The sequence below is a fragment of the Aeromicrobium jepli genome (assembly GCF_047246605.1).
GTDB lineage: Bacteria > Actinomycetota > Actinomycetes > Propionibacteriales > Nocardioidaceae > Aeromicrobium.
Map to the genome: position 1 here is coordinate 31,845 of NZ_JBFOKO010000011.1, position 23,144 is coordinate 54,988.

The window sequence follows — 23,144 nt, forward strand, 5'->3', positions numbered from 1 at the left end:
CATCGAGATCACGCCGTCCCGGGGACCCTCAGTCCCGGATGGCCTCGTGGTGGCGGATGACCTCGCTGATGATGAAGTTCAGGAACTTCTCCGCGAAGGCGGGGTCCAGATCGGCCTCGAGCGCCTTCTGCCGCAGGCGGTCGATCTGGCGCGCCTCGCGCTCGGGATCGGCCGGCGGCAGGTCGTGGTCCGCCTTGAGGCGACCCACCCGCTTGGTGCACTTGAACCGCTCGGCGAGCAGGTGCACGAGGGCGGCGTCGATGTTGTCGATGCTCGATCGGATGTCGTCGAGCTCGGCCCGGGTCGCTGCGTCCACGCGCTGAATCATACGGCGGCCCCCCGGGTTTCCGGTTCGCTGTCCGGACCCGGTATAGTTCACACTTGGTTCGGCGGGCGATCCTCGCCGGATCGTGCCGCCTTAGCTCAGTCGGTAGAGCATCTCACTCGTAATGAGAAGGTCGTCGGTTCGATTCCGACAGGCGGCTCCACCACTCCTTCCTGACTTTCCAGCAGAACGACGATGCCTCCGGCTCCCACGGGAACCGGAGGCATCGTCGTGTGGCGACTCAGCTGAAGGCGCCGAGCTCCTTGATGGAGTAGCCGTACCGCGTGGCGCGCTCGACGCCCTGCACCCGCACGTATCGCGTGCTGGTGGGCTTGAACGTCACGGTGTCCAGGCCGCCGTTGCCGGTGCCGACGACGGCGGCGTCGCGCCACGTCCGGCCGTCGAGCGAGGTCTGCACCCGGTACTGGCGGGCGTACGCGTCCTCCCACTCGATCGTCACCTTGCGCACGGGACGCACGGCGGGGAACTCGACCTGGAGCCAGGCGTCGTCCTGGCCCCACCGGCTGGCCCATCGCGTCGAGGTCTTGCCGTCGATCGCCAGGCCGGGCCTGAGGTCGGTCAGCAGGTTCCGCTCGGTCGAGCTGGCCGAGGCGATCGCGTTGCGGGCAAGGTTCTGGCCGGGTGCGAACGCCGTCGTCGCGCCCCACGTGCGCAGGTACGACTCGGAGCCGGCGGCGAGGTCCTCGACGATCTCGGACCCCGCGAGGGTGCGCAGGCTCTCGATCCAGTCGGGGATCATGCCGTAGTGCGAGACGCCCTCGGCGTTGTAGTCCCACGTGCGCTCGCCGGTGACCTGACGGTCGAATCTCGTGCCGTCGCGGCCCGTGAACGGGTAGGTGATCTTCGCCCGCTCCGACGGCGGCGGGGCGGTGCCGCCGAAGCCGTTCATGTCAGTGCCGTAGCCGTAGGCGACGCCGTACTTCTCGCGCATCGGCTTCGTCTCGCGCCACTGCTGGACGAACTCCTCGGCGCCGTGGCCGTACTGCGTCGCGAAGCCGCCCAGGCCGTAGAGGCGCTCCATGTACGCCGGGGCGAGCCAGTCGTGGCTCGACACCGCGCCGGGGTACGCCTCGGACTCGAGGATGTCGAGGGCGCGACCGGCGGCCTTGGCGCTCATGTGGTCGAGCTCGACGATCATGTTGCGCTTGATCATCCCGCGCAGCGCGTACTCGCCCAGCTCGGTCAGGCCTCGGGGGTTGCAGTGCGGGCCCTTCGGGTAGATGGGCAGGACCGACGGCACGCCGTCGAGGCTGGCCAGCTGGCTCGGCAGGACGCCGCCGATGACGGTGTTGTCCGGGACCTCGCCCTCACGGCACGTCTTGGGGTTCCACCACGTGCCGGTCGTCAGGAACTGGCCGAGGTTGACCAGCAGGCCGGTGGTCTCCTCGTCGTACCGCACGCCGCACAGCGCGTTGTCGAACTTGTGGCACAGGAACATGCTCGTGACGCCCTTGGCCTTCATCTCGTCGAGGCCCTTGTCGATGTCGGCCCTCGTGCACTGCGGCGCGCCGAGCACCTGCTTGCAGCCGAACGGCTCCGAGACCTCGACGCCCAGCACCACGGCGAGCTTGCCGTCGGCGACGACCTTGCGGGCCTCCTGCGGCGTGCGGACGACGCGGTACCAGCCCTTGCCGGTGCCGCCGTACTGCCGGTCGATGAAGTCCTGCAGGTCGTACGTCGCCTGGATCTCGCGGCGGACCGTGTCCATGTCGTCGCAGCTGTACTTGTTGGGGCCCGCGAGGACGCCCAGGATCGGGCACAGTCCCGGGTTCGAGACCATGTCGTTGACCATGATCCGCTGGCCGCCGCGCCACGCCCGCTCGACCCACTTGTAGTACATCTGCTGGTGGGTCAGCGACGAGTAGCTCGGCCAGTCCTTGAACGTCGGCCAGCCGACGGGGTCGTGCTGGTCGAGCGGTCCGCGTCCGGCGGCGCTGTTGGTCAGGTTCTCCAGCAGCGAGACCTGGTGGCGGTCGCAGTCCTTGAGCGCGTCCGCGATGCCCTTCTCGCTCCACGTCGACCCGCAGACGGCGTTCCCGCCCATGCCCAGGTCCATGAACATGTGCGTGTGGGCGTCGATGTAGCCCGTGACGGTGCCGTCGGCGTTCGTGCCCCGGTCCGGCTCACCCGTCGCGTTGACCTCCGACTCGGGAGAGGGCGTCGACGTCGGCACCCACCATCCGGTCTCGGCCGAGGCCCCACTGCCGGTCGCCAGCACGACCGCCGTCAGCGCCGCGATCGCCGCAGCCTTGATCCTTCGTCTCATGAATCCCCCCGGTCTCACGTGTTCCATGGACTGTAGGACGCCCGACGTCCCGGGGGCAACACCCAGTTACACCGGGCTCATCCGGAGGGTCGTGCGCCCGCGAGACGGCGCAGCGCCTCCTCGATCACCTCGGGCCGCTTGCAGAACGCCCAGCGCACCGAGGTCCGGCCGGGGTTCGAGCCGTCCGGGCGGTCGTCGTGGAACACCTGGTTCGGGATGGCGACCACGCCCGCGGCCTCGGGCAGTGCCCGGCAGAACTCCAGTCCGTCGGCGTGGCCCCATCCGGCGATGTCCGTCGAGGCGAAGTAGGTGCCCGCGGGCCGGAAGACCTCGAGGCCCACCTGCTCCAGCCCGTCGCACAGCAGGTCGCGGCGGCGGTGCAGGCTCGCGTTGAGGTCCGCGTAGAACGCGTCCGGCAGGTCGAGGGCCTCGGCGACGGCGTGCTGGAACGGCGCACCGGAGGTGTAGCTGAGGAACTGCTTCGCGCCGAACGCCGCGTCGACGAGCGAGGCCGGACCCGTCGCCCAGCCGACCTTCCACCCGGTGAACGAGAACGTCTTGCCGGCGCTGCTGATCGTGAGCGTGCGCTCGGCCATGCCGGGCAGGGTCGCGATCGGCACGTGCGGGACGTCGAACGTCAGGTGCTCGTAGACCTCGTCGCTGATGACGACGAGGTCGTGCTCGATCGCGACCTCGGCGATGGCGGCCAGCTCGGCCGCGTCGAGCACGGTGCCGGTCGGGTTGTGCGGGGTGTTGAGCAGGATCGCCGTGGTGCGCGGCGTGACGGCGGCCCGGAGCTCGTCGACGGGCAACCGGAAGTCCGGCGCGCGCAGCGTCACGGCGCGGTGCCGGCCGCCGGCCATCTGGATCACCGCGCGGTACGAGTCGTAGTAGGGCTCCAGGACGAGCACGTCGTCACCCGGGTCGACGAGGCCGAGCACGGCGCTGGCGATCGCCTCGGTCGCGCCCGTGGTGACGATGACCTCGCGCTCGGGGTCGAGCTCGATGCCGTGGAATCGCCGCTGGTGCCGGGCGATCGCCTCGCGCAGCGCGGGGATGCCGGTGCCGGGCGGGTACTGGTTGTGGCCCTCGGAGATCGCGCGGCGCGCGGCCTCCTTGACCTGCTCGGGCCCGTCCTCGTCGGGGAAGCCCTGGCCGAGGTTCACCGCGCCGGTCCGGACGGCCAGGCGGCTCATCTCGGCGAAGATCGTGACGCCGAGGCCGTCGAGGCGAGCGCTGCTGTGCTTCACGCCTCGACCCTAGCCGCGCGGGGCCGGGGAGGCGGTGGAGGAAAGAGGTCGGCCCGCCGTTCTCGGGGGGTGAAACGGCGGGCCGATGGCTAGTCTCTCGAAGCTCCCGGAGGGGCTCCTGAACTGCACCTTCAGCATACATGCGCGATCCAGGGCTCGGGAGGGAAATTGACAAGATCTGCGTCACACTGGTCACACGGATCCCGCGCTCGTTGCGCTGAACTGGACAATGGAGCCCATGACCACGACCTCCGCCCGGCGCTCGCGGGGCTCGCGCCTGCTCCTCGTGGTGGGCCTCGTGCTGGTCCTCGCCGGGGTCGGCATCCTGGGCTGGTTCGCGTGGCAGTTCTGGGGGACCAACGTCGTGGCGCAGCGCGAGCACGAGCGCCTGCGCACCGAGATCGTCCAGCAGTGGGACGCCGGCGAGTCCGGTGACGCGAAGCGGATCGACGGCGTCGGCCTGCTGCGCATCCCGCGCTTCGGCGACGACTTCGAGGTGCCGATCCTCAACGGCGACGACGACGCCACCCTCGCCCGCGGCGTCGGCCGGTACACCGAGGGCGCCCAGCCGGGTCGCGTCGGCAACCTCGTCCTGTCCGGTCACCGCGTGACCCACGGCGAGCCGTTCCGCGACTTCCCGAAGCTGCGCGAGGGCGACGAGGTCGTCGTCGAGACCCGCACGCACGTGCTGACCTACACGCTGCGCCAGGACGGCGACGAGATCCGCGTCCCGTTCACCACCTCGTGGCCGCTGTGGCCCGTGCCGGACCCGGACGCCGCCGGCGAGGAGCCCACCGAGCGGCTCATCACCCTGGTCACGTGCTCGGAGATCTTCCGCACCGACGACCGCAACGTCGTGACCGGCGAGCTGGTCTCGGCCGAGCGCAAGGGGTGACGGTTTCCCCGGTTAAGCGGGGAATCCGTCACTTCGTGTGGTTCGCGAACCTCGCGAAGTGACAGGAAACCTACTTAACCGGGGAAACCGACGGCGCCCTAGGCTGGCGGCGTGCACGACTACCAGCGCCGCTTCATCGAGTTCGCCCTCGAGCACGAGGTCCTCAGGTTCGGCGAGTTCACGCTGAAGTCCGGGCGCACGTCGCCGTACTTCTTCAACGCCGGCGCCTTCGACACCGGGGCCCGGCTGTCCGCGCTCGGTGGCTTCTACGCCGACGCGATCGCGCAGTCCGGGACGCAGTTCGACGTCCTCCTCGGTCCCGCGTACAAGGGCATCCCTCTGGCCGCGGCCACGGCGGTGCGCCTCGCGCAGGACCACGAGCGCGACGTGCCGTGGTGCTTCAACCGCAAGGAGGCGAAGGACCACGGCGAGGGCGGCCTGTTCGTCGGTGCCGCCCCGCGCGGCCGCCTGCTCGTGATCGACGACGTCATCACCGCCGGCACCGCGATCCGCGAGGTCATCGCGCTCGTGGAGGGCCTCGACGCCTCGGTGGCCGGCGTCGTCGTGGCGGTCGACCGCCGCGAGCGCGGCACGGGCGACCTCTCGGCGATCCAGGAGGTCGAGCGCGACCATGGCATCACCGTCACGTCGATCGTCAGCTTCGACGACATCATCGAGTACCTCGAGCAGACCGGCCGCTTCGCCGAGCACCTGCCCGCCGTGCGCGCCTACCGCGAGACCTACGGGGTGGCGTGACCGTCGGCCCGTGGCAGGGGCCGTGGCCCGACGACCCGCGCTACGACCCCGAGCTGCTGCGCGACGGCGACGCCCGCAACGTCGTCGACCGGTACCGCTACTGGACGGTCGAGGCGATCGTCGCGGACCTCGACACCCACCGCCACGGGCTGCACGTCGCGATCGAGAACTGGCAGCACGACTTCAACATCGGCTCGATCGTGCGCACCGCCAACGCGTTCAACGTCGCTGGCGTGCACATCATCGGCCGCCGCCGCTGGAACCGCCGCGGCGCGATGGTCACCGACCGCTACGTCCACGTGCGGCACCACGCGGACGCCGCGGACTTCGTCGCCTGGGCGGCCGGGGAGCGGCTGGCGATCGTGGGCGTGGACAACCTGCCCGGCGCCGTCCCGCTCGAGACCACGCGCCTGCCGCGCGACACCGTGCTCGTCTTCGGCCAGGAGGGCCCCGGACTCACCGACGAGGTCGCGCGCGCGTGCGACCGGATGGTCGCGATCGCGCAGTTCGGGTCCACGAGGTCGATCAACGCCGGAGCGGCCGCGGCGATCGCGATGCACGCCTGGATCCGTGAGCATGCCGACCTGTCGTCGGTGGAATACTGACCGCAACTCGAGTTCCCACACAGGAGGACCCATGCCCGTCGCCACTCCCGAGGTCTACGCCGAGATGCTCGACAAGGCGAAGACCAACTCGTTCGCCTACCCCGCGATCAACGTCTCGTCCTCGCAGACCCTGAACGCCGCGCTGGCGGGCTTCGCCGAGGCCGGCAGCGACGGCATCATCCAGATCTCCACCGGCGGCGCCGAGTACCTCTCGGGCCCCACGGTCAAGGACATGGTCTCGGGCTCGCTGGCCTTCGCCGCGTTCGCGCAGGAGGTCGCCAAGAAGTACCCGATCAACGTCGCGCTGCACACCGACCACTGCCCCAAGGACAAGCTGGACGGCTTCGTCCGCCCGCTGCTGGAGGCCTCGGCCGAGCGCGTGAGGAACGGCGGCCTGCCGTACTTCCAGTCGCACATGTGGGACGGCTCGGCCGTGCCGCTCGACGAGAACCTGCAGATCGCCGAGGAGCTGCTGGCCAAGGCGCACGCGGCGAACATCATCCTCGAGGTCGAGATCGGCGTCGTCGGCGGCGAGGAGGACGGCGTCGAGGCCGAGATCAACGACAAGCTCTACACGTCGCCCGAGGACGCCATCGCCACCGTCGAGGCGCTCGGCCTGGGCGAGAAGGGCCGCTACCTGACGGCGCTCACGTTCGGCAACGTCCACGGCGTCTACAAGCCGGGCAACGTCAAGCTGCGTCCCGAGGTCCTCAAGGCCGCGCAGGAGGCCGTCGCCGAGCGCTTCGGCAAGGAGCGCGCCTTCGACTTCGTGTTCCACGGCGGCTCGGGCTCGCTGCCCGAGGAGATCAGCGCGGCCGTCGACTACGGCGTCGTGAAGATGAACGTCGACACCGACACGCAGTACGCCTTCACGCGCCCCGTCGCGGGGCACATGTTCGCCAACTACGACGGCGTCCTGAAGGTCGACGGCGAGGTCGGCAACAAGAAGACCTACGACCCGCGCGCCTGGGGCAAGGCCGCCGAGGCCGGCATGGCCGCGCGCGTCGTCGAGGCCTGCCAGAACCTGCGCAGCGCCGGCACGCACTGATCCACCCACCGACGGCGGGGATGACAAGGTCGTCCCCGCCGTCGGCGTTCCCACCCCTGGCACCACAGGTGTAACTCGGTGTCCAGATGCCGTGGTCCGGCGCGCCCGTGCCCCGATCGGCCAGTAGGCTCTGGCGAGACCGGCAGCCCGTGCCCGGCAGAAGGGGGACCACCATGCCCAAGATCGTCGTCACCGGCGTCGACAACTCCCGCACCGCGGCCGCCGCCGCCCGCACGGCCGCCGAGCTGGCGGCCGCCTACGGAGCGCGGCTGCACATCCTGTCGGCGTACGGGAGCTTCGAGGCCGAGCGGATCAGCGTCGGCCAGGAGGAGATCCTGGTCAGCAACGAGAAGACCGCCGAGGGCGTCGCGCACGACGTCTTCGTCGAGATCCGCCAGGAGTTCCCGGACCTGGAGATCACGTTCGGCCCGTCGGCGGGCACGCCGGGCGAGGCGCTCGTGACCGCGGCGACCGAGCTCGACGCGGACGTCATCGTCGTGGGCAACAAGCGCGTGCAGGGCGTCTCGCGCATCCTGGGCAGCATCGCGCGCTACGTCGCCGCGCACGCCCCGTGCGACGTCTACATCGCGCACACCCACCAGCGCGCCTGAGGCCACCGGCCGCCGCCTAGGCTCGGGGACATGACGAACCTGCTGGGAGAGCCGCCCGAGACCCTGCTGCCCGCCGACCCCGGCGCCGGCCTGCTCGCCGAGGGCGTCGAGCCCGCCGAGGTCGCGCGCCGGCACCCGGACTCGACGCGTGCCTGGGCGCTGCTGGCCGACGAGGCGCTCGCGCAGGGCCGCGAGATCGAGGCGTACGCGTTCGCCCGCACGGGCTACCACCGCTCGCTCGACGCGCTGCGCCGCAACGGCTGGCGCGGGCACGGCCCCGTGCCGTGGTCGCACGAGGCCAACCGTGGCTTCCTGCACTCGCTCGCGGCGCTGGCGAACACCTCCGAGCGCCTCGGCGACGACGAGGAGGCGCACCGCTGCCGCGAGTTCCTGCGCGAGTCGAGCCGCGAGGGCTACGAGGCGCTCGTCGGCTGACCCTCAGGCGGGCAGGCGCATCGCGAGGCCGTCGGGCACGACGTCCCAGCGGTGCTCCGCACGCGGGTCCGAGAGCTCGCCGTCGGTGGTGCACCGGGTGTGCTCGCCGGTGACCTCCACGGTGGCGGCGCGCGTGTAGTGGACGAAGTCCTGGTCGGGGTGCGTGCCGCGGCGCAGGTGCAGCGCGTACAGGATGCGCTGGCGCACCGTCGCGGCGAACGCGACCGCGACGTCCATCGCGCCGTCGTCCACGATCGCGCGCGGCAGCAGCTCGCCGCCGCCGCCCACGAAGCGGCCGTTGCCCACCGCCACCTGCGCGACGCGCCCCTCGAGCCGCTTGCCGTCGATCGTGACGCGCACGTCCGCGGCGGGCGTGAAGAGCGTGGAGACCGCGCCCACGACGTACGCGAGCGGTCCGAGGAACCTCTTGACCGGCTCGGCGCGGGCCGCGGCCTCGGCGCCGATGCCGACGTGGGCGGCGTTCACGACCACCGTGCCGTCGCCGTCGAGCAGGACGTCGATGCGCCGCACCCGGCCCGCCGCCATCGCGCGGGCCGCCGCGACGGGGTCCTCGTCGAGCTCGAGGGTGCGGGCGAAGTCGTTGCCGGTGCCCAGCGGCACGAGGCCGACCGGGGTGTCGGGCAGTCGCCCGGCGTCGTGCAGCGCCTGCACCACCGCGTGGAGGCTGCCGTCGCCGCCCATCGACACGACGAGGTCGACGTCGGGGTGGGCGGCGAGCGTCTCGGCGAGGTGCTCGGGGTCGCGCGTGGCGACGTGGGTGACGTCGCACGTCTCGCGCAGCGCGTCCAGCACCTGCCCGATCGTGCGCTCGTCCGAGGAGCCGGCGGAGGCGTTGCTGATCGCGAGACAGGTCTGCACGGGCTCGACGCTATCGCGACAACGCGCCCCGCAGCAGGTCGGACGCGTGGGTGAAGAACCGGTCGACGCTCTCGACGGCCGTGGGCGTCTGCGGCACGCTGCACATGACGTAGAGCTCGGTGGGGGTGCGGTTGACCCACACGTTGACGTCGTCGTCGTAGCCCTGGCCGGTCGTGCCGTGGAAGCGGTCCGCCGCCCAGCGCTCCTGGCCGGGGATCATGCGACCGTCCAGGTAGGACACGATCGAGGGCCGGTGCGTGCCCTCGACCGAGAAGCCGAAGGCCTCGCTCATGACCTCGACGACCCGCAGGGCGGGGACGGGCTCGCACACCCGTGCTTCGCGGAACCGCGCCCGGACGACGCGCGCGAGGTCGAACAGGCCGTCGTCGGGGCCGACCGGGATGTGGATCGGCAGCACGTTGACCATCCAGCCCATCGTGGGCAGCAGGTCCGGGCTGGTGCGGGTGGCGACGGGATTGAGGAACCGGTACGCGCTGCGGCCGGCGAGGTCGCGCGCGGCCATCGCGAACGAGGCGTAGACCAGCGACGGGAACGTGGCCTGCTCGTCCTTGGCGATCGCCTCGAGCCGGTCGCACTCCTCGCCGGTGAGGATGTCGTAGGACATCGGGATGAGCCAGAAGCGCTCGCCCTCCGCGATGCCCAGGTCCATCGGGAAGCCGTCCTTCTCGCCCGCGCCGTCCATCATGTGGTCGGCCCAGAACTGCATCGCGGGATGGTCGATGCCGAACCGGCGCGCGGCGGCGCGCTCCTCCTGGGCGAACGTCATGTAGCCCTTCTGCTCGGGCAGCTCGGCGGGCGGGCCGCCGGTCTCGGCGGCGTACAGGGCCGACAGCTCCATGTACGCGAGCAGGACGCTGAAGCCGTCGCCGTAGCAGTGGTCGAGCGCGCAGAAGATCGTCGAGCGGTCCTCGCCCGCGATGCCGGCGAGCGCGTAGCCGAGGTTGTCGACCGGGTCGACGGAGGCGGTCAGGTGCTCCAGCAGGACGCGGTTCACCTCGGGGCCGGGGTACGTGCCGAGGGGGGTGACGCTGAGCGTCAGCTCCTCGGGCTCGATGGCGTGACGCGTGAGCGGGCGCTTCGAGTCCTCGGGGTCCTCGCGGAACGTGCCCCACATGACCTCGTGCCGGCGCACCCACGTGGTCGCGGCGCGGTGCAGGGCCGGCACGTCGAGCCGGCCCTGCACGTCGAAGCACAGCCCGAGCCAGTTCGCGTCGGCCGAGCCCTCGCGCTCCATCGCCCGGCGCAGGCGGATGTGCTGGTCCTGCATGTACGACGGGAGGTGGCCGTTGGCCGGCGCGGCGGCCACGGCGGCCTGCGACGCGGCCGAGGGCCGCAGCAGGAAGACCTCCCCGTCGATCGTGTCGAGCTCCTCGAGCCGGCTCATCTTCATCGGCGGGCCTCCAGCGGATCGGTCGCGCGCCGCGTGACGGTGGTCATCTGCTCGCGCATGCGGGCCATGACGCGGTCCAGCCACTCGGTGCACGGCGGGGTGTCGGGGGAGCGGTGCGCGAGCTCGGTGCCGTACGGCATCGCGTTGATGTAGACGTGCATCTCGTCGCTGGGCTCGACCTCGCCGAGGAAGACGGTCGCGTTGAGCTCCTCCCAGTCGTCGCGGCCGGGGCAGTGCCGCGACTCCAGGAACGACAGCACGACCGACGGGCGCATCCGGGTGCCGAGCAGGGAGTTCGCCAGGGGCAGCGGCACCGTCTCGGCCGTCCGGGCGAACCGCCAGGCCTCGGCGGTGCGGCGGACGACCTCGACGAGCGGCAGGTCGCGGCCGAGGTCGACCGTCAGCGGGACGATCCCGGAGAACCAGCCGATCGCCTCGTGGTACTCGGGCCGGTGGCGGTTGTGGGTCGACATGAGGACCGTCAGGACGCGGTCGTCCTCCTCGGCGCCCATCGCCTGCAGCAGGACGGCGGTGTACGCCAGCGCGCGCGGGATCCCCAGGTCGTCCGCCCACTGCTCGAACGCGGTGCTGAGCCGGGGCCCGGCGAACGTGGGAAAGCGCAGCCGGTGGCGGAGCCGGTCGCCGCGGCGGACACCGGTCGCCCGCGGCAGGCCCGGGAGGTCGCCGGTCGCGTCGGCGGCGCGGCGCCACGGCTCGAGGGCCGGGTCGTCCGGGCCGATCGCGTCCTGGACCGCCCGCTGCTCGACCGCGAAGTCGACGTAGCTGCCGACCGGCTCGGGCAGGGGAGCGTGGCTCAGCTCGTCGCGCAGGTGCTGCTTGAGCTCGCCCATCGTCAGGTACGCGCTGTACCCGTCGAACGTCACGTGGTCGAAGGCGGCGAAGACCGTGATGTCGCCGTGCTCGTCGGTGACGGTGACGACGGTGGCCGCCGGCCAGCTGAGCGGCCCCGTGCGGTCGTCGAGCTCGGCCATCACGGCGTCGAACGCCTCGGCGGGGTCGTCGTGGTGGCCGAGGAAGTGCGGCTGGAAGGCGATCTGGGCGGCGTCGACGATGCGGCGCTCGAACGAGCCGTCGGGACGTCGCACGAACATGCAGCGCAGGCTCTCGTGGCGCGCGCAGAAGCGGCGCAGCGTGCCGGCGAAGGTCGTGAAGTCCGCCTCGTGGAGCGTGGCGCGCAGGCCGATCCAGGGGTTGACGTCGTCGTCGACCTCGCGCGGCTCGCCGGCGACCTCGAGCCGGCGTTGCTGGTCGGGGGTCACCGGTCGGGGGTCCGGGGCGGCGGTGGCGAACGCGCGCAGCGTCGAGGAGCGGGGCACCCACAGGTGGATGTCGCCGGCGGGCACGAGCGTCAAGCGGTGGGGATGCTGCATCCAGGAGTCCTCCTTCGGCTGCCACGAGGTGCCCCGGAGAGCGTTGCAACTCAGCGTTACACGAGCAGTTACGCGGAGGCTACCCCACCTTCGAGTGACGGCGGTCACGTTTGTCCAGTCCGCGAACAGGTGCGGATCGAGGCGGGTCGCGCGACGGGACGGGCCGCCCGGCGTCCCGGATCGGTAGGATGGGCCCGCACGAGCCCGCTTGGCGGGCTTTCCGTCTGAGAGGGGTGGACCGCATGCCCGCAGTGGTGATCGTCGGCGCCCAGTGGGGTGACGAGGGCAAGGGCAAGGCCACCGACCTCCTCGGCAGCCGCGTCGACTACGTCGTCAAGTTCAACGGCGGCAACAACGCCGGCCACACCGTCGTCATCGGCGACGAGAAGTACGCGCTGCACCTGTTGCCCAGCGGCATCCTGACGCCCGGCTGCGTCCCCGTCATCGGCAACGGCGTCGTGATCGACCTCGACGTGCTGTTCCACGAGATCGACGGGCTGAACGAGCGGGGGATCGACACCTCGGCCCTGCTCGTGAGCGCCAACGCGCACGTCATCGCCGACTACAACCGCACGCTCGACAAGGTCAACGAGCGCTTCCTGGGCAGCCGCCGCATCGGCACCACCGGTCGCGGCATCGGCCCCACGTACGCCGACAAGATGAACCGCCTCGGCGTGCGCATCCAGGACCTGTTCGACGAGAAGATCCTGCGCGCCAAGGTCGAGGGCGCCCTGGACCTCAAGAACCAGATCCTCACCAAGATCTACAACCGCCGGGCCGTCGAGGCCGACGAGATCGTCGAGTCGCTGCTCGGCCACGTCGACCGCCTCCGCCCGATGGTCGCCGACACCAGCCTCGTGCTGGAGCAGGCGCTCAAGGCCGACAAGACGGTGCTGCTCGAGGCCGGCCAGGCCACGCTGCTCGACGTCGACCACGGCACGTACCCGTTCGTCACGAGCTCGTCGGCCACGGCCGGCGGCGCGTGCACCGGCTCCGGCATCCCGCCCACGCAGGTCAGCCGCGTGATCGGCATCGTCAAGGCCTACGCCACGCGCGTCGGCGAGGGCCCGTTCCCGACCGAACTGTTCGACGAGGACGGCGAGCGCCTGCGCAAGAACGGCGGCGAGTTCGGCACCACGACGGGCCGCCCGCGCCGCTGCGGCTGGTACGACGCGCCCGTCGCGCGCTACTCGGCGCGCATCAACGGCGTCACCGACTTCGTGCTGACCAAGCTCGACGTGTTGACCGGCTGGGACCGCATCCCGGTCTGCGTCGCCTACGACGTCGACGGCGAGCGCGTGGACGAGATGCCGATGACGCAGACCGGCTTCCACCACGCCAAGCCGATCTACGAGTTCTTCCCGGGCTGGGACGAGGACATCAGCGGCGCCCGCGAGCTCTCGGACCTCCCGGCGAACGCCCAGGCGTACGTGCGCGAGGTCGAGGCGATCAGCGGCTCGCGGATCAGCGCCGTCGGCGTCGGCCCCGGCCGCGACCAGACGGTGGTCCTGCACGACCTGCTCTAGGATCCGATCACATTCATGGGGGAGATGGTGTGAGCGACGCGAACGACTGGCAGGCCTTCGGCCGGGCCTCGTGGGGACCCGTGCGGGTGAGCCGGCGCGGTGACGCCGTCGTGGCCACGGTGGGCCGGGCGACGGTCCAGATCGACCTCACCGACCCGCGCCCCGCGAGCGAGCGCCAGCGCGAGCCGTGGCGCAGCCCGTTCGACGCGGGCGTCCCCGTCGTCGTGGACGGCACCCGGGCCGGGACCATCACGCGCCCGTCCGGCGCCGCGGGCCTCGTGCGCCGCCGCCGCCACGACGTCGCGGGCGACGGCGCCCTCGCCCTGCCGGGGCTGCGCTTCACCGACCGCGGCCTGCCGACGCTGCTGACGCTGCGCAGCGACCGCGGGGTGCTCGTCACCTCCCGCCGCTGGGCCGCGCCGCTGAACATGCTCGTGACCGAGTTCTCGTTCGTGCGCGAGCACGACCTCGTCCCGCCCCGCGTGTCGTCCGATGCCACGGACGAGCACGTCGCCCTGTGGTTCGCGATGCGGGAGTGCCTGTGAGGGCACAGCCGCGCGGCCGGACCGCCTGACGCCATGACCACCCCCGCGACCCCAGGAGCTTCCGTGCCCCACCTCGACGAGACCTTCCTGCAACTCACGGTCGGCTACGACGACCTGCTGCTGCTGGCGGAGGTCCACGCCGGCACCACGGCGCCCGGCGACGTGCCCGGACGGCTGCGCGAGGCGGGCATCGTCGAGGGCACCGGGCTGAACCCCGTCGCGGCCGGGCTCGTCGAGATCGCCGTCGCGCCCGCGCGGTCGGTCGTGGTCGAGCGCTTCGACGGTGCGAGCCTCACGCCCCTGTTCATCGGCTGGCGCCCCGACGGCCGCGCCACGACCAGCACGCCCGACGCCGACGGCCAGGTCGTCGTCACGGCCACCGAGTTCCCCCTGGTGCGCGACCAGCTGCGCCAGTGGCTGGGCATCTTCGATCGCGAGATCGTCCCCGACCGGCAGCCGGTCGCCACCGACACCTCCGTCATCGACGCGGCCGTCTCGGCCCGCGGCGTCCGCGCCACGGGCGACGCCGCGCTCGACGACGTCATCGAGCAGTGGCGCCTGGCGTGGCGCGCGAGCGGCAACTGGGCCCAGCGCCCGGTCGACGCGAGCGTGACGATCGTCGACGCGGGCACGCAGGGCTGGTACCGGGTCGACCACCCGCCGCGCACGGGAGACGAGCAGGTCGACGTCACGCTCGTGCCGCTCGGCCTGGACGAGGTCCTCGCGGTCCTCGGCGACGTCGTCACGGGCCGGGCCTCGCAGCCCGCCGAGGCCTGATCCCCGTCCTGCGCTCGGGAGAGGAACGCACCCATGACCGTCGAACTCGACTACGGCAAGCTCACCACCGCCGCCGGCCGCGCCGAGGAGCTCGCGCAGGCGATCCGCACCAACGCGGCGTCCGCCCGCCGGTCCAGCCCCATCGCGCTGCCCAGCCTGGACGACATCGAGAACAAGGCGACGTGGCTCGAGGAGCAGGCCACGATGCTCTACGGGCTGGCCGACGTGGCCGTGCTGCTGGACGAGTCCGGCGAGGGCACCGTCTCGATGTCCATGGCCGGCATCCAGGACAAGCTCAACGACCTGCTCGGCGAGTACCTCGGCGCCGAGTTCGGCAACATCTTCGGCAACGACGAGGACTTCCCGCTCGTCTCGATCGCCACGTCGCTGGGCAAGATGACCAAGATGGCGCGCGGCGTCGCCCCGGTGTTCCAGACCGGCATGGTGGGCCGCTCGATGCTGACGCGGCTCGCGCAGCAGTCCGGCCGCGCAGGCGACTGGGCGCGCTGGATGCTCGCCGGCCCGCGCCACGCCGCGCCCCCGACGAGCCTGCTCAAGGCGCCCAAGTGGGTCAACGCGCCCGGCTCGATGCTGCGCAACGGCGGCTGGGGCGACCCGCTGAACTTCCGCGCGAGCGGCCTGGGCTTCATGCGCGGGCTCGGCATCGTGGGCGGCGTCGTCAGCACCGGCGCCGGCGTCGCCAACCTCGTGCAGCAGGGCAATCCCGTCGACGCCTTCCAGCGCGAGGGCGCGGGCTACGTCGCGGACGTCGCCGAGACCGCGTTCAGTGCGTCCACCACCGCGTTCCTCATCGCGCCCAACCCCGTGACCGGCGCCCTCGCGGTCGGCAGCGGCCTCGTGTGGGCCGGGGCCGAGGTCGTCGACCACTGGGACGACATCTCCGAGACCGCCGGCAAGGTCTGGGACACCGTCTCGTTCTGGGACTGACGCGATGACCACCTCACTCACCCCGGAAGGCACCGGACCGGCCATGACCGAACCGCCCGTCAGCGCTCGGGACGCCGCTCGCCTGACGCGCTTCGTGCGTGTCCTGGAGCGTCAGCGGTCGCGTCCCGAGGCGATGGCCGGCTTCTTCTCGGGCATCGGCGCGGCAGGGGTCGTGGCGGCTCTCGCCACGGTCGCCTTCGGTCCGGGCCGGGAGGACTCGACCGAGTGGGACCGCCTGCCCGTGCTGCTGCGCGACGGCCTGCACACGGCGGCGACCTGGCCCGAGTTCGACGCCGAGGCCTTCGGCGCCGACCTCGCCGCCCTGCTGCACGGCGCCGACGACGACCGTCGCGCCACGGTCGCGGCGGTGACCTCGTTCCTGCTGGCCGCGGGCCGGTACGACGCGCGCCTGCTGGCGGGCTGGAGCCGCGCGTTCGACGCCCTGCAGCTGCCCGCCGACGTGCCGTTGACGTGGAGCTCGTTCCTCACCCGGACCGACGGCGCACAGCCCTGGACGGAGCTCGCGCGCACCGCGCGGGAGCGCGCGGCCGCCGACCGCGAGCGCGGCTGAGCGTCCCGTCGGCGTGCGGAGGGTCGGCCCGGCGCCGGCGGCTCGCTAGGCTCGGCGCGTGAAGGTTCTCGTCATCGGCACCGGCGGCCGCGAGCACGCCCTGTCCCTGGCCCTGTCCCGCGACCCGCAGGTCACCGAGGTGCACGCGGCGCCCGGCAACCCCGGCATGGCGTCGATCGCGACCCTGCACCCAGTGGACCCGCTCGACGGCTCGGCCGTCGCGGACCTGGCCGTGCGGACGGGTGTCGACCTCGTCGTCGTGGGCCCCGAGGCACCGCTCGTGGCGGGCGTCGCCGACGCCGTGCGCGAGGCCGGGGTCGCGTGCTTCGGTCCCAGCCGCGAGGCCGCGCAGCTCGAAGGCTCCAAGGCGTTCGCCAAGCAGATCATGGCCGCCGCCGAGGTCCCCACCGCGATGGCGCGCGTGTGCGAGACGCCCGAGCAGGTCGCCGACGCGCTCGACACGTTCGGCGCTCCGTACGTGGTCAAGGACGATGCGCTCGCCGCCGGCAAGGGGGTCGTGGTCACCGACGACCGCGAGGCCGCGCTCGCCCACGGTGTCGCGTGCGACCGGGTCGTCATCGAGGAGTACCTCGACGGCCCCGAGGTGTCGCTTTTCGCGATCACCGACGGCGAGACGGTGCTGCCGCTGCAGCCCGCGCAGGACTTCAAGCGCGCGCTCGACGGCGACGAGGGCCCCAACACGGGCGGCATGGGCGCGTACACGCCGCTCGACTGGGCGCCGGAGGACCTCGTCGCCGACGTGTGCCGTCGCGTCCTCGTGCCGACCGTCAAGGAGATGGCCTCGCGCGGCACGCCGTTCCAGGGGCTGCTCTACGCCGGCCTCGCGCTCAGCAGTCGTGGCGTCCGAGTCGTCGAGTTCAACGCGCGCTTCGGCGACCCCGAGACCCAGGCGCTGCTCATGCTGCTCAAGACCCCGCTGTCGGCGCTGCTGCACGGCGCGGCGACCGGCCGGCTCGGCGAGGTCGGCCTGCCGCAGTGGCACGACGGCGCGGCGGTGACGGTCGTGATCGCCTCCGAGGACTACCCGCAGGCGCCCGTCACCGGCGACCGCATCGAGGGCGTCGACGAGGCGAACGCGCTCGAGGGCGTCGACGTGATCCACGCCGGTACCAAGATCGACGAGGACGGCGACCTCGTGACCGCCGGCGGTCGCGTGCTGTCGGTGACCGCGGTCGGCTGCTCGCTCGCCGAGGCGCGCGAGCGAGCGTACGCTGGCGTGGACCTCATCTCGATCCGCGGCGCGCACCACCGCCGGGACATCGCGCTCCACCTGCCGAGCTGAGGCCTGCGTCGCCGTGCCGTGATCCGTCACTCGTCTGGGGCACTTGTCCGAGAAACGTCACTTGAGTGCGCATTCACGAGCGATTCCGCTAGCGTGCGGCGTATGGACGAGTCGCGACCGCTCCCGGTGCTGTCGGAAACCGATCTCGCTCTCGTGAGCGCCCTACAGGTGGCGCCGCGCGCTCCCTGGAGCGCGATCGGCCGTGCCGTGGGCGTCGATCCCGTCACCGCCGCCCGTCGCTGGGGACGGCTGCAGGAGGAGCGGCTCGCGTGGTTCGTCGTCCGGCCCAGCGCCGAGCAGCTCGCGCCCGGGCGCGACGCCGTGCTCGTCATGCTGCGCACGCGCCCGGGCACCCAGGTCGCGGTCGCGCAGCGCCTGGCCGAGGTCCGTGAGGCCTACGCCGTCGACCTGCTGGCGGGCGACGACGACGTCATGATGACGCTGGTCGGCCGAGGGCTGGGCGCGATGCGCGCCACCGTCGACGAGCTCGTCGGCCGCGACGAGGACGTCACGGGCGTCCGCGCGTACTTCCTGTCGCAGGTGCACCGTGAGGACGCGCAGTGGCGCCTCGGCGCCCTCGCGCCGGAGAAGGCTCGCGACCTGCTGCCGGCGAAGACCGGCCGGGTCACGCCACCCGCGCCCGACGTCGTCCACGAGATCACCGAGGTGCTGCTCGAGGACCCGCGGATGAGCCTGGCCGACCTCGGTCGCCGCATGGGCCTGTCCGAGCCGACCGCGCGCCGGCTGCTCGACCGCGTGCTGCGCTCGCGCGCCGTCCGGCTCGGCTGCGACGTCGTCGCCTCCGCCGGTGGTGCCGCGCGCGGCGTCCTGCTGGAGGCGTGCGTCGAGGACCCGCACGTCGCGGGCCGTGCCATCGCCGAGCTGCCGGCGGTGCTGCGCTGCGCCGCGATCGTCGGTCCGGCCAACCTGGCGGTGATCGCCCGCTTCGGCTCGCTCGACCGGCTGCCGGTCTTCGAGTCCGCGGCGTCCGGCCTCGCCTCGGGCTGGGAGGTCAAGAGCCGGGCCACCGTCGCGCGCAGCGTCAAGCGCCAAGGTCACGTGCTCGACGACGAGGGTCGCATCGTCCACGTGGCGTGACGGGCGTCGGGCCGTCCGAAGCCCCTGCGACAATGGGGCCGTGACCACCCCGAACGTCCTCGCCTCCCGCTACGCCTCGGCCGAGCTGGCCCGCATCTGGTCGCCCGAGCACAAGATCGTCCTGGAGCGCCGGCTCTGGATCGCCGTGCTGCGTGCGCAGCGCGACCTCGGGATCGAGACGCCCGACGGCGTCATCGAGTCCTACGAGGCGGTCGTCGACCAGGTCGACCTCGAGTCCATCGCGGCGCGCGAGCGGGTCACCCGCCACGACGTGAAGGCGCGCATCGAGGAGTTCGCCGCGCTCGCCGGCACCGAGCACATCCACAAGGGCATGACGTCGCGCGACCTCACCGAGAACGTCGAGCAGCTGCAGGTCCGCGCCTCGCTCGAGCTGCTGCGCGACCGTGCCGTCGCCGCGCTCGCTCGTCTGGCCCGCCTCGCGGCCGAGCACGCCGAGCTCGTCATGGCCGGCCGCAGCCACAACGTCGCCGCGCAGGCCACGACGCTCGGCAAGCGCTTCGCCACGACGGCCGACGAGCTGCTCGTGGGCATCGAGCGCGTCGAGCAGCTCATCGCCCGCTACCCGCTGCGCGGCATCAAGGGCCCCGTCGGCACGGGCCAGGACATGCTCGACCTGCTCGGCGGCGACGAGGCCAAGCTGGCCGAGCTCGAGCAGCGCGTCGCCGCGCACCTGGGCTTCGAGCGCACGTTCACGAGCGTCGGCCAGGTCTACCCGCGCTCCCTCGACTTCGACGCGATCAGCTCGCTCGTGCAGCTCGTGGCCGCGCCCTCGAGCCTCGCGCTGACGATCCGCCTCATGGCCGGCAACGAGCTGGTCACCGAGGGCTTCAAGCCCGGCCAGGTCGGCTCCTCGGCGATGCCGCACAAGATGAACACGCGCTCGTGCGAGCGCGTCAACGGCCTCGCGGTCGTGCTTCGCGGCTACGCCTCGATGGTGGGCGAGCTGTCCGGCGACCAGTGGAACGAGGGCGACGTGTCGTGCTCGGTCGTGCGCCGCGTGGCGCTGCCGGACGCGTTCTACGCCGCCGACGGCCTGTTCGAGACGTTCCTGACGGTGCTCGACGAGTTCGGCGTCTTCCCGGCCGTCATCCAGCGCGAGCTCGACCGCTACCTGCCGTTCCTGACGACCACCAAGGTCCTGATGGCGGCCGTGCGCCACGGCGTGGGGCGCGAGAACGCGCACGAGGCGATCAAGGAGCACGCCGTCGCCGTCGCGCTCGAGATGCGCGAGAAGGGCACGGCCGAGAACGACCTGTTCGACCGGCTGGCGGCCGACGAGCGACTCGGACTGACGTCGGACGACCTGCAGCGCCTCGTCGCCGAGCCGCTCACGTTCACCGGCGCGGCCGTCTCGCAGGTCGGCGCGGTCGTGGCCCAGGCCGAGCAGGTCATGGCCCGCCACCGCGACGCCGCCGCCTACACCCCCGGCGCGATCCTCTGACCCTGCCGGGGACGAGTGCCCGCGAGGCCCCGGTGGTCGAGTGCCCGGGAGGCCCCGGTGGTCGAGTGCCCGCGAGGAACGAGCGGGTGTATCGAGACCACGTCCGATTCGGGTGATCTCGATACACCGTCTCGCTGCGCTCGCCGGCACTCGATCACCGGGGGCGGGTGCTCGCGTGATCGTGACGCTGCGGCCCACGCTCCTCGGGTGGTCTCGATACGCCGTCTCGCTGCGCTTGCCGGGTCGGTTCAGCCCAGCCAGGCAAGGACGAGCGGGGCGGGGTGCTCGCGCCACGTGGCCGTGAGGGAGCCCGTCGCGGTGTCGGGGAGGTCGGCCTGGAGGACGCGCTCCACGTGGAGGGTGCCGTCGCCGTGGCCGCTGCCCCGCACGGCGGCCGTCACGCGGCGGCGCGGGATGGGCGTGCCGTCGGGCATGAGCATCGTGACCTCGGTGTCGGCCTCGCGGATGACGCGCGTCGCCTCGGCGACGTAGACGGGGTCGCTGACGCCGTCGTAGACCCAGCGCCGGCCGAGTGCCGAGTGGTCCATCTCGCCGAGCAGCTCACCGCCGTCGAGCGGCGCGGAGCGGTACGTCAGCGGGACGTGCAGCACCTGGTCGCCGAGGGGGATGAGGAACGTCTCGATGCCGACCTCGCCCTCGGGGTCGTCGAAGCGGAAGTTCGCCTGGAAGTCCGGCACGGTGTCGCCGCCGGGCCACCACGACTGGCGCGGCGCCCACTGCTGCAGCAGCTGCGCCTTGGTGGGGGTCAGCTCGGAGCCGGGATGAACGATGCCCATGCGTCATCGTGGCACGGCTCAGGCCGGGCGCGAGAGCCGCGTGGCCGCCAGGGCCGCGGCCGCGACCGACAGCACGGCGGCGCCGATCACGGGGGCGAGGTCGTCGAGCGAGTACAGCGCCGCACCGAGCACGGGTCCGGCCACGTACGTCAGGCCGACGGTGGCCGCCAGCTGCCCGGCGACGGCGGCGTGCTCGGACGGCTCGACGGCGAGCGTCGCGCCCGCGTTGTAGCCGGGCAGTGCGAGGCCCAGCCCGGCGGCGATGACCACCATGGCCGGAAGCAGGGTCAGGGGCGAGTCCGCGAACATCGCCGCGACGTAGCCGGCGGCGGCGACCAGGCTGCCCACCACGAGCAGTCCCCGCGGCCCGCCCGGCATCCGCGGCGCGAGCAGCGCCTGGGTCAGGGCGAAGCCGATGCCGATCAGCACGCCCGCGACCGCGACGACCCGGGCGGTCTCGGCGTCCGTCAGGCCGAGCCGGTCCTGCACGAGGAAGCCCAGGATGATCTCGACCAGCGCCAGGCCGAGGAACAGCGACGCTCCCGCCACGAGGTAGGGCAGGACGCGCGGGTCGCGGAAGCCCAGGCGCTCGCGCTCGGGGCGCTCCTGCCGCTCGGGTGCGGGCAGCAGCCACACGGCGACGAGCGTGGCGCCCACGAGCACGGGGGCGACGTGCACCGGCAGCAGCAGCCCGCCGATCGCGGCCAGCCCGCCGAGGGCCGGCCCCAGGACGAGCGAGACGCCCTGCACCGCCCCGAACGCGCCCATGGCCCGTGTGCGGGCGGCGGCGCCCTCGCTCGTGGACGCGAGGTAGGTCAGGCCGGCGACGGGCACGGCGGCGAACCCCAGGCCGTAGAGGACGCCACGGGTGAGGGCGAACACCGCGAGGACGAGCCAGCGCGGCAGCTCCTGGTGGGCGGCGATCTCGGTCATCACGGCGAAGCCGGCCGACCCGATCGTCGCGAGGGCGAGGCCGCGGACGAGGACGGCGTGCACGCCGCGGCGGTCGACCTCGCGGCCCCACCACGGTCCGGTGACGACGAGCATCGCGGCCGAGAGCGTCATGACCGCGCCCAGGTCGACCTCGCCGAGCCCCACGAGCCGCGTGACCGGCGCCAGGACCGGCACGAGCATGCCCTGCGCGCTGTAGACGACCAGTGCCGCCGTCAGCAGCGTCGCCATGAGGGCCCGGGTGGAGGACACGGGGTCAGCCTGCCACATCTGTAACTGATGTTTACAGAGGATCGACGGGCAGGACGGGTGACGCAACCTCTAGCCTGATGCCATGCCGCTGGAGATCCCCGGAGCCACCCACCTGCACTCGGGCAAGGTCCGCGACCTGTACACGTACGGCGACCACCTGCTGATGGTCGCGTCCGACCGCGTCAGCGCGTACGACTTCATCCTCGAGCCGGGCATCCCCGACAAGGGCGAGATCCTCACGCGGATGAGCCTGTGGTGGTTCGACCAGCTCAGCGACCTCGTGCCGCACCACGTCGTGAGCACCGACGTCCCCGAGGTCGTGAAGGGACGCGCCCTCGTCGTCGAGCGGCTGGACATGTTCCCCGTCGAGTGCGTCGCGCGCGGCTACCTGACCGGCTCGGGCCTGATCGACTACCGCGAGACCGGCGCCGTGTGCGGCATCCCGCTGCCGGACGGCCTCGTCGACGGGTCGCGCCTGGACGAGCCGATCTTCACGCCCGCGACGAAGGCCGACCTCGGTGAGCACGACGAGAACGTCTCCTTCGAGGCCGTCGTCGAGACGGTCGGCGTCGAGATGGCCGAGCGGCTGCGCGAGCTGACCCTGGCCGTGTACGGCCGCGCCGAGGAGATCGCCCGTGACCGCGGCATCATCCTGGCCGACACGAAGCTCGAGTTCGGCGCGCGCCCGGACGGCACCGTCGTGCTGGCCGACGAGGTCCTCACGCCCGACTCCTCGCGCTTCTGGCCGGCCGACCGCTACGAGCCCGGCCGCGCCCAGCCCAGCTACGACAAGCAGTTCGTCCGCGACTGGCTCACCTCGGACGCGTCCGGCTGGGACCGGGCCTCGGACACGCCCCCGCCGCGGCTGCCCGAGGAGATCGTCGAGCGCACCCGCGAGCGCTACATCGAGGCCTACGAGCGGCTCACCGGCCTGACCTGGTGACCGCGGTCCGGGCGGCCTGACGGGGTGGACTGCGCCTCGATTACAGTGACGATGTAAGCCAGGCCACACCCCCGGAAA

Annotated in this window: 23 protein-coding genes and 1 tRNA gene; 16 read left to right on the plus strand and 8 right to left on the minus strand. The window is 72.4% G+C overall.

The window, feature by feature from the left end; all coding sequences use genetic code 11:
- Positions 1-28: 28 nt before the first annotated feature.
- Entirely contained in the window at positions 29-328 is a 300-nt protein-coding gene (locus tag AB3M81_RS16665; protein ID WP_412905052.1) for a chorismate mutase, read from the minus strand.
- Between the two features lie 84 nt (positions 329-412).
- On the opposite strand from AB3M81_RS16665, the gene AB3M81_RS16670 reads away from it, so the two are divergent.
- Positions 413-488, plus strand: a tRNA-Thr gene (locus tag AB3M81_RS16670).
- A gap of 78 nt (positions 489-566) precedes the next feature.
- On the opposite strand, the gene AB3M81_RS16675 is transcribed toward AB3M81_RS16670, so the two are convergent.
- Positions 567-2,612 (minus strand): discoidin domain-containing protein, encoded by a 2,046-nt coding sequence (locus AB3M81_RS16675; protein WP_412905053.1) that lies wholly within the window; start codon positions 2,610-2,612, stop codon positions 567-569.
- A 77-nt stretch (positions 2,613-2,689) separates the two neighbouring features.
- Positions 2,690-3,862: a pyridoxal phosphate-dependent aminotransferase gene (locus tag AB3M81_RS16680; protein WP_412905054.1), complete on the minus strand. Its 1,173-nt coding sequence runs from the start codon at positions 3,860-3,862 to the stop codon at positions 2,690-2,692.
- 238 nt (positions 3,863-4,100) lie between these two features.
- Here AB3M81_RS16680 and AB3M81_RS16685 point away from each other — a divergent pair, with 238 nt between their 5' ends.
- From AB3M81_RS16685 to AB3M81_RS16710, 6 genes are all read left to right on the plus strand, one after another.
- Entirely contained in the window at positions 4,101-4,757 is a 657-nt protein-coding gene (locus tag AB3M81_RS16685) for a class E sortase (RefSeq protein WP_412905055.1), read from the plus strand.
- 111 nt (positions 4,758-4,868) lie between these two features.
- Positions 4,869-5,513, plus strand: coding sequence for an orotate phosphoribosyltransferase (gene pyrE / locus AB3M81_RS16690; RefSeq protein ID WP_412905056.1), 645 nt, complete (start codon positions 4,869-4,871; stop codon positions 5,511-5,513).
- Positions 5,510-6,118: a TrmH family RNA methyltransferase gene (locus tag AB3M81_RS16695; protein ID WP_412905057.1), complete on the plus strand. Its 609-nt coding sequence runs from the start codon at positions 5,510-5,512 to the stop codon at positions 6,116-6,118. The genes pyrE and AB3M81_RS16695 overlap by 4 nt, the downstream gene beginning before the upstream one ends.
- A 31-nt stretch (positions 6,119-6,149) precedes the next feature.
- Positions 6,150-7,166: a class II fructose-bisphosphate aldolase gene (gene fbaA, locus AB3M81_RS16700; protein WP_412905058.1), complete on the plus strand. Its 1,017-nt coding sequence runs from the start codon at positions 6,150-6,152 to the stop codon at positions 7,164-7,166.
- Positions 7,167-7,339: 173 nt separating this feature from the next.
- On the plus strand, positions 7,340-7,777 hold the full coding sequence (locus tag AB3M81_RS16705; RefSeq protein WP_412905059.1) for a universal stress protein: 438 nt from the start codon (positions 7,340-7,342) through the stop codon (positions 7,775-7,777).
- 30 nt (positions 7,778-7,807) lie between these two features.
- A complete protein-coding gene (locus AB3M81_RS16710) occupies positions 7,808-8,212 on the plus strand; it encodes a DUF3151 domain-containing protein (protein WP_412905060.1) in 405 nt (134 codons plus the stop codon).
- A 3-nt stretch (positions 8,213-8,215) separates the two neighbouring features.
- On the opposite strand, the gene AB3M81_RS16715 is transcribed toward AB3M81_RS16710, so the two are convergent.
- Genes AB3M81_RS16715 through AB3M81_RS16725 form a run of 3 tightly spaced genes read right to left on the minus strand, consistent with a single transcriptional unit; the run spans position 8,216 to position 11,893 of the window.
- Positions 8,216-9,091 carry a diacylglycerol/lipid kinase family protein gene (locus tag AB3M81_RS16715; protein WP_412905061.1) on the minus strand — a complete coding sequence of 292 codons (876 nt, stop codon included), beginning with the start codon at positions 9,089-9,091 and terminating at the stop codon, positions 8,216-8,218.
- 10 nt (positions 9,092-9,101) lie between these two features.
- Complete coding sequence (locus AB3M81_RS16720; RefSeq protein WP_412905062.1) at positions 9,102-10,502, minus strand: condensation domain-containing protein; 1,401 nt, start codon at positions 10,500-10,502, stop codon at positions 9,102-9,104.
- Positions 10,499-11,893 (minus strand): condensation domain-containing protein, encoded by a 1,395-nt coding sequence (locus AB3M81_RS16725; RefSeq protein ID WP_412905063.1) that lies wholly within the window; start codon positions 11,891-11,893, stop codon positions 10,499-10,501. The genes AB3M81_RS16720 and AB3M81_RS16725 overlap by 4 nt, the downstream gene beginning before the upstream one ends.
- A gap of 242 nt (positions 11,894-12,135) precedes the next feature.
- Between AB3M81_RS16725 and AB3M81_RS16730 the strand changes: the two genes are divergently transcribed.
- The 8 genes from AB3M81_RS16730 to purB all read left to right on the plus strand — a co-directional run bounded on the left by AB3M81_RS16730 (position 12,136) and on the right by purB (position 20,123).
- Entirely contained in the window at positions 12,136-13,419 is a 1,284-nt protein-coding gene (locus tag AB3M81_RS16730; RefSeq protein ID WP_412905064.1) for an adenylosuccinate synthase, read from the plus strand.
- 29 nt (positions 13,420-13,448) lie between these two features.
- Complete coding sequence (locus AB3M81_RS16735) at positions 13,449-13,964, plus strand: hypothetical protein (RefSeq protein ID WP_412905065.1); 516 nt, start codon at positions 13,449-13,451, stop codon at positions 13,962-13,964.
- Positions 13,965-14,027: 63 nt separating this feature from the next.
- Positions 14,028-14,741: a hypothetical protein gene (locus tag AB3M81_RS16740; protein WP_412905066.1), complete on the plus strand. Its 714-nt coding sequence runs from the start codon at positions 14,028-14,030 to the stop codon at positions 14,739-14,741.
- Between the two features lie 33 nt (positions 14,742-14,774).
- Entirely contained in the window at positions 14,775-15,689 is a 915-nt protein-coding gene (locus AB3M81_RS16745; protein WP_412905067.1) for a hypothetical protein, read from the plus strand.
- 43 nt (positions 15,690-15,732) lie between these two features.
- Positions 15,733-16,260, plus strand: coding sequence for a hypothetical protein (locus AB3M81_RS16750; RefSeq protein ID WP_412905068.1), 528 nt, complete (start codon positions 15,733-15,735; stop codon positions 16,258-16,260).
- 58 nt (positions 16,261-16,318) lie between these two features.
- Positions 16,319-17,563 (plus strand): phosphoribosylamine--glycine ligase, encoded by a 1,245-nt coding sequence (gene purD, locus AB3M81_RS16755; RefSeq protein ID WP_412905069.1) that lies wholly within the window; start codon positions 16,319-16,321, stop codon positions 17,561-17,563.
- Between the two features lie 102 nt (positions 17,564-17,665).
- On the plus strand, positions 17,666-18,661 hold the full coding sequence (locus AB3M81_RS16760; protein WP_412905070.1) for an Lrp/AsnC family transcriptional regulator: 996 nt from the start codon (positions 17,666-17,668) through the stop codon (positions 18,659-18,661).
- A gap of 40 nt (positions 18,662-18,701) precedes the next feature.
- Positions 18,702-20,123, plus strand: coding sequence for an adenylosuccinate lyase (purB, locus tag AB3M81_RS16765; RefSeq protein ID WP_412905071.1), 1,422 nt, complete (start codon positions 18,702-18,704; stop codon positions 20,121-20,123).
- Positions 20,124-20,371: 248 nt separating this feature from the next.
- On the opposite strand, the gene AB3M81_RS16770 is transcribed toward purB, so the two are convergent.
- Complete coding sequence (locus AB3M81_RS16770) at positions 20,372-20,920, minus strand: maltokinase N-terminal cap-like domain-containing protein (protein WP_412905072.1); 549 nt, start codon at positions 20,918-20,920, stop codon at positions 20,372-20,374.
- A gap of 18 nt (positions 20,921-20,938) precedes the next feature.
- Positions 20,939-22,123: an MFS transporter gene (locus tag AB3M81_RS16775; RefSeq protein ID WP_412905073.1), complete on the minus strand. Its 1,185-nt coding sequence runs from the start codon at positions 22,121-22,123 to the stop codon at positions 20,939-20,941.
- Between the two features lie 82 nt (positions 22,124-22,205).
- Between AB3M81_RS16775 and AB3M81_RS16780 the strand changes: the two genes are divergently transcribed.
- A complete protein-coding gene (locus AB3M81_RS16780) occupies positions 22,206-23,066 on the plus strand; it encodes a phosphoribosylaminoimidazolesuccinocarboxamide synthase (protein WP_412905074.1) in 861 nt (286 codons plus the stop codon).
- Positions 23,067-23,144 lie beyond the last annotated feature (78 nt).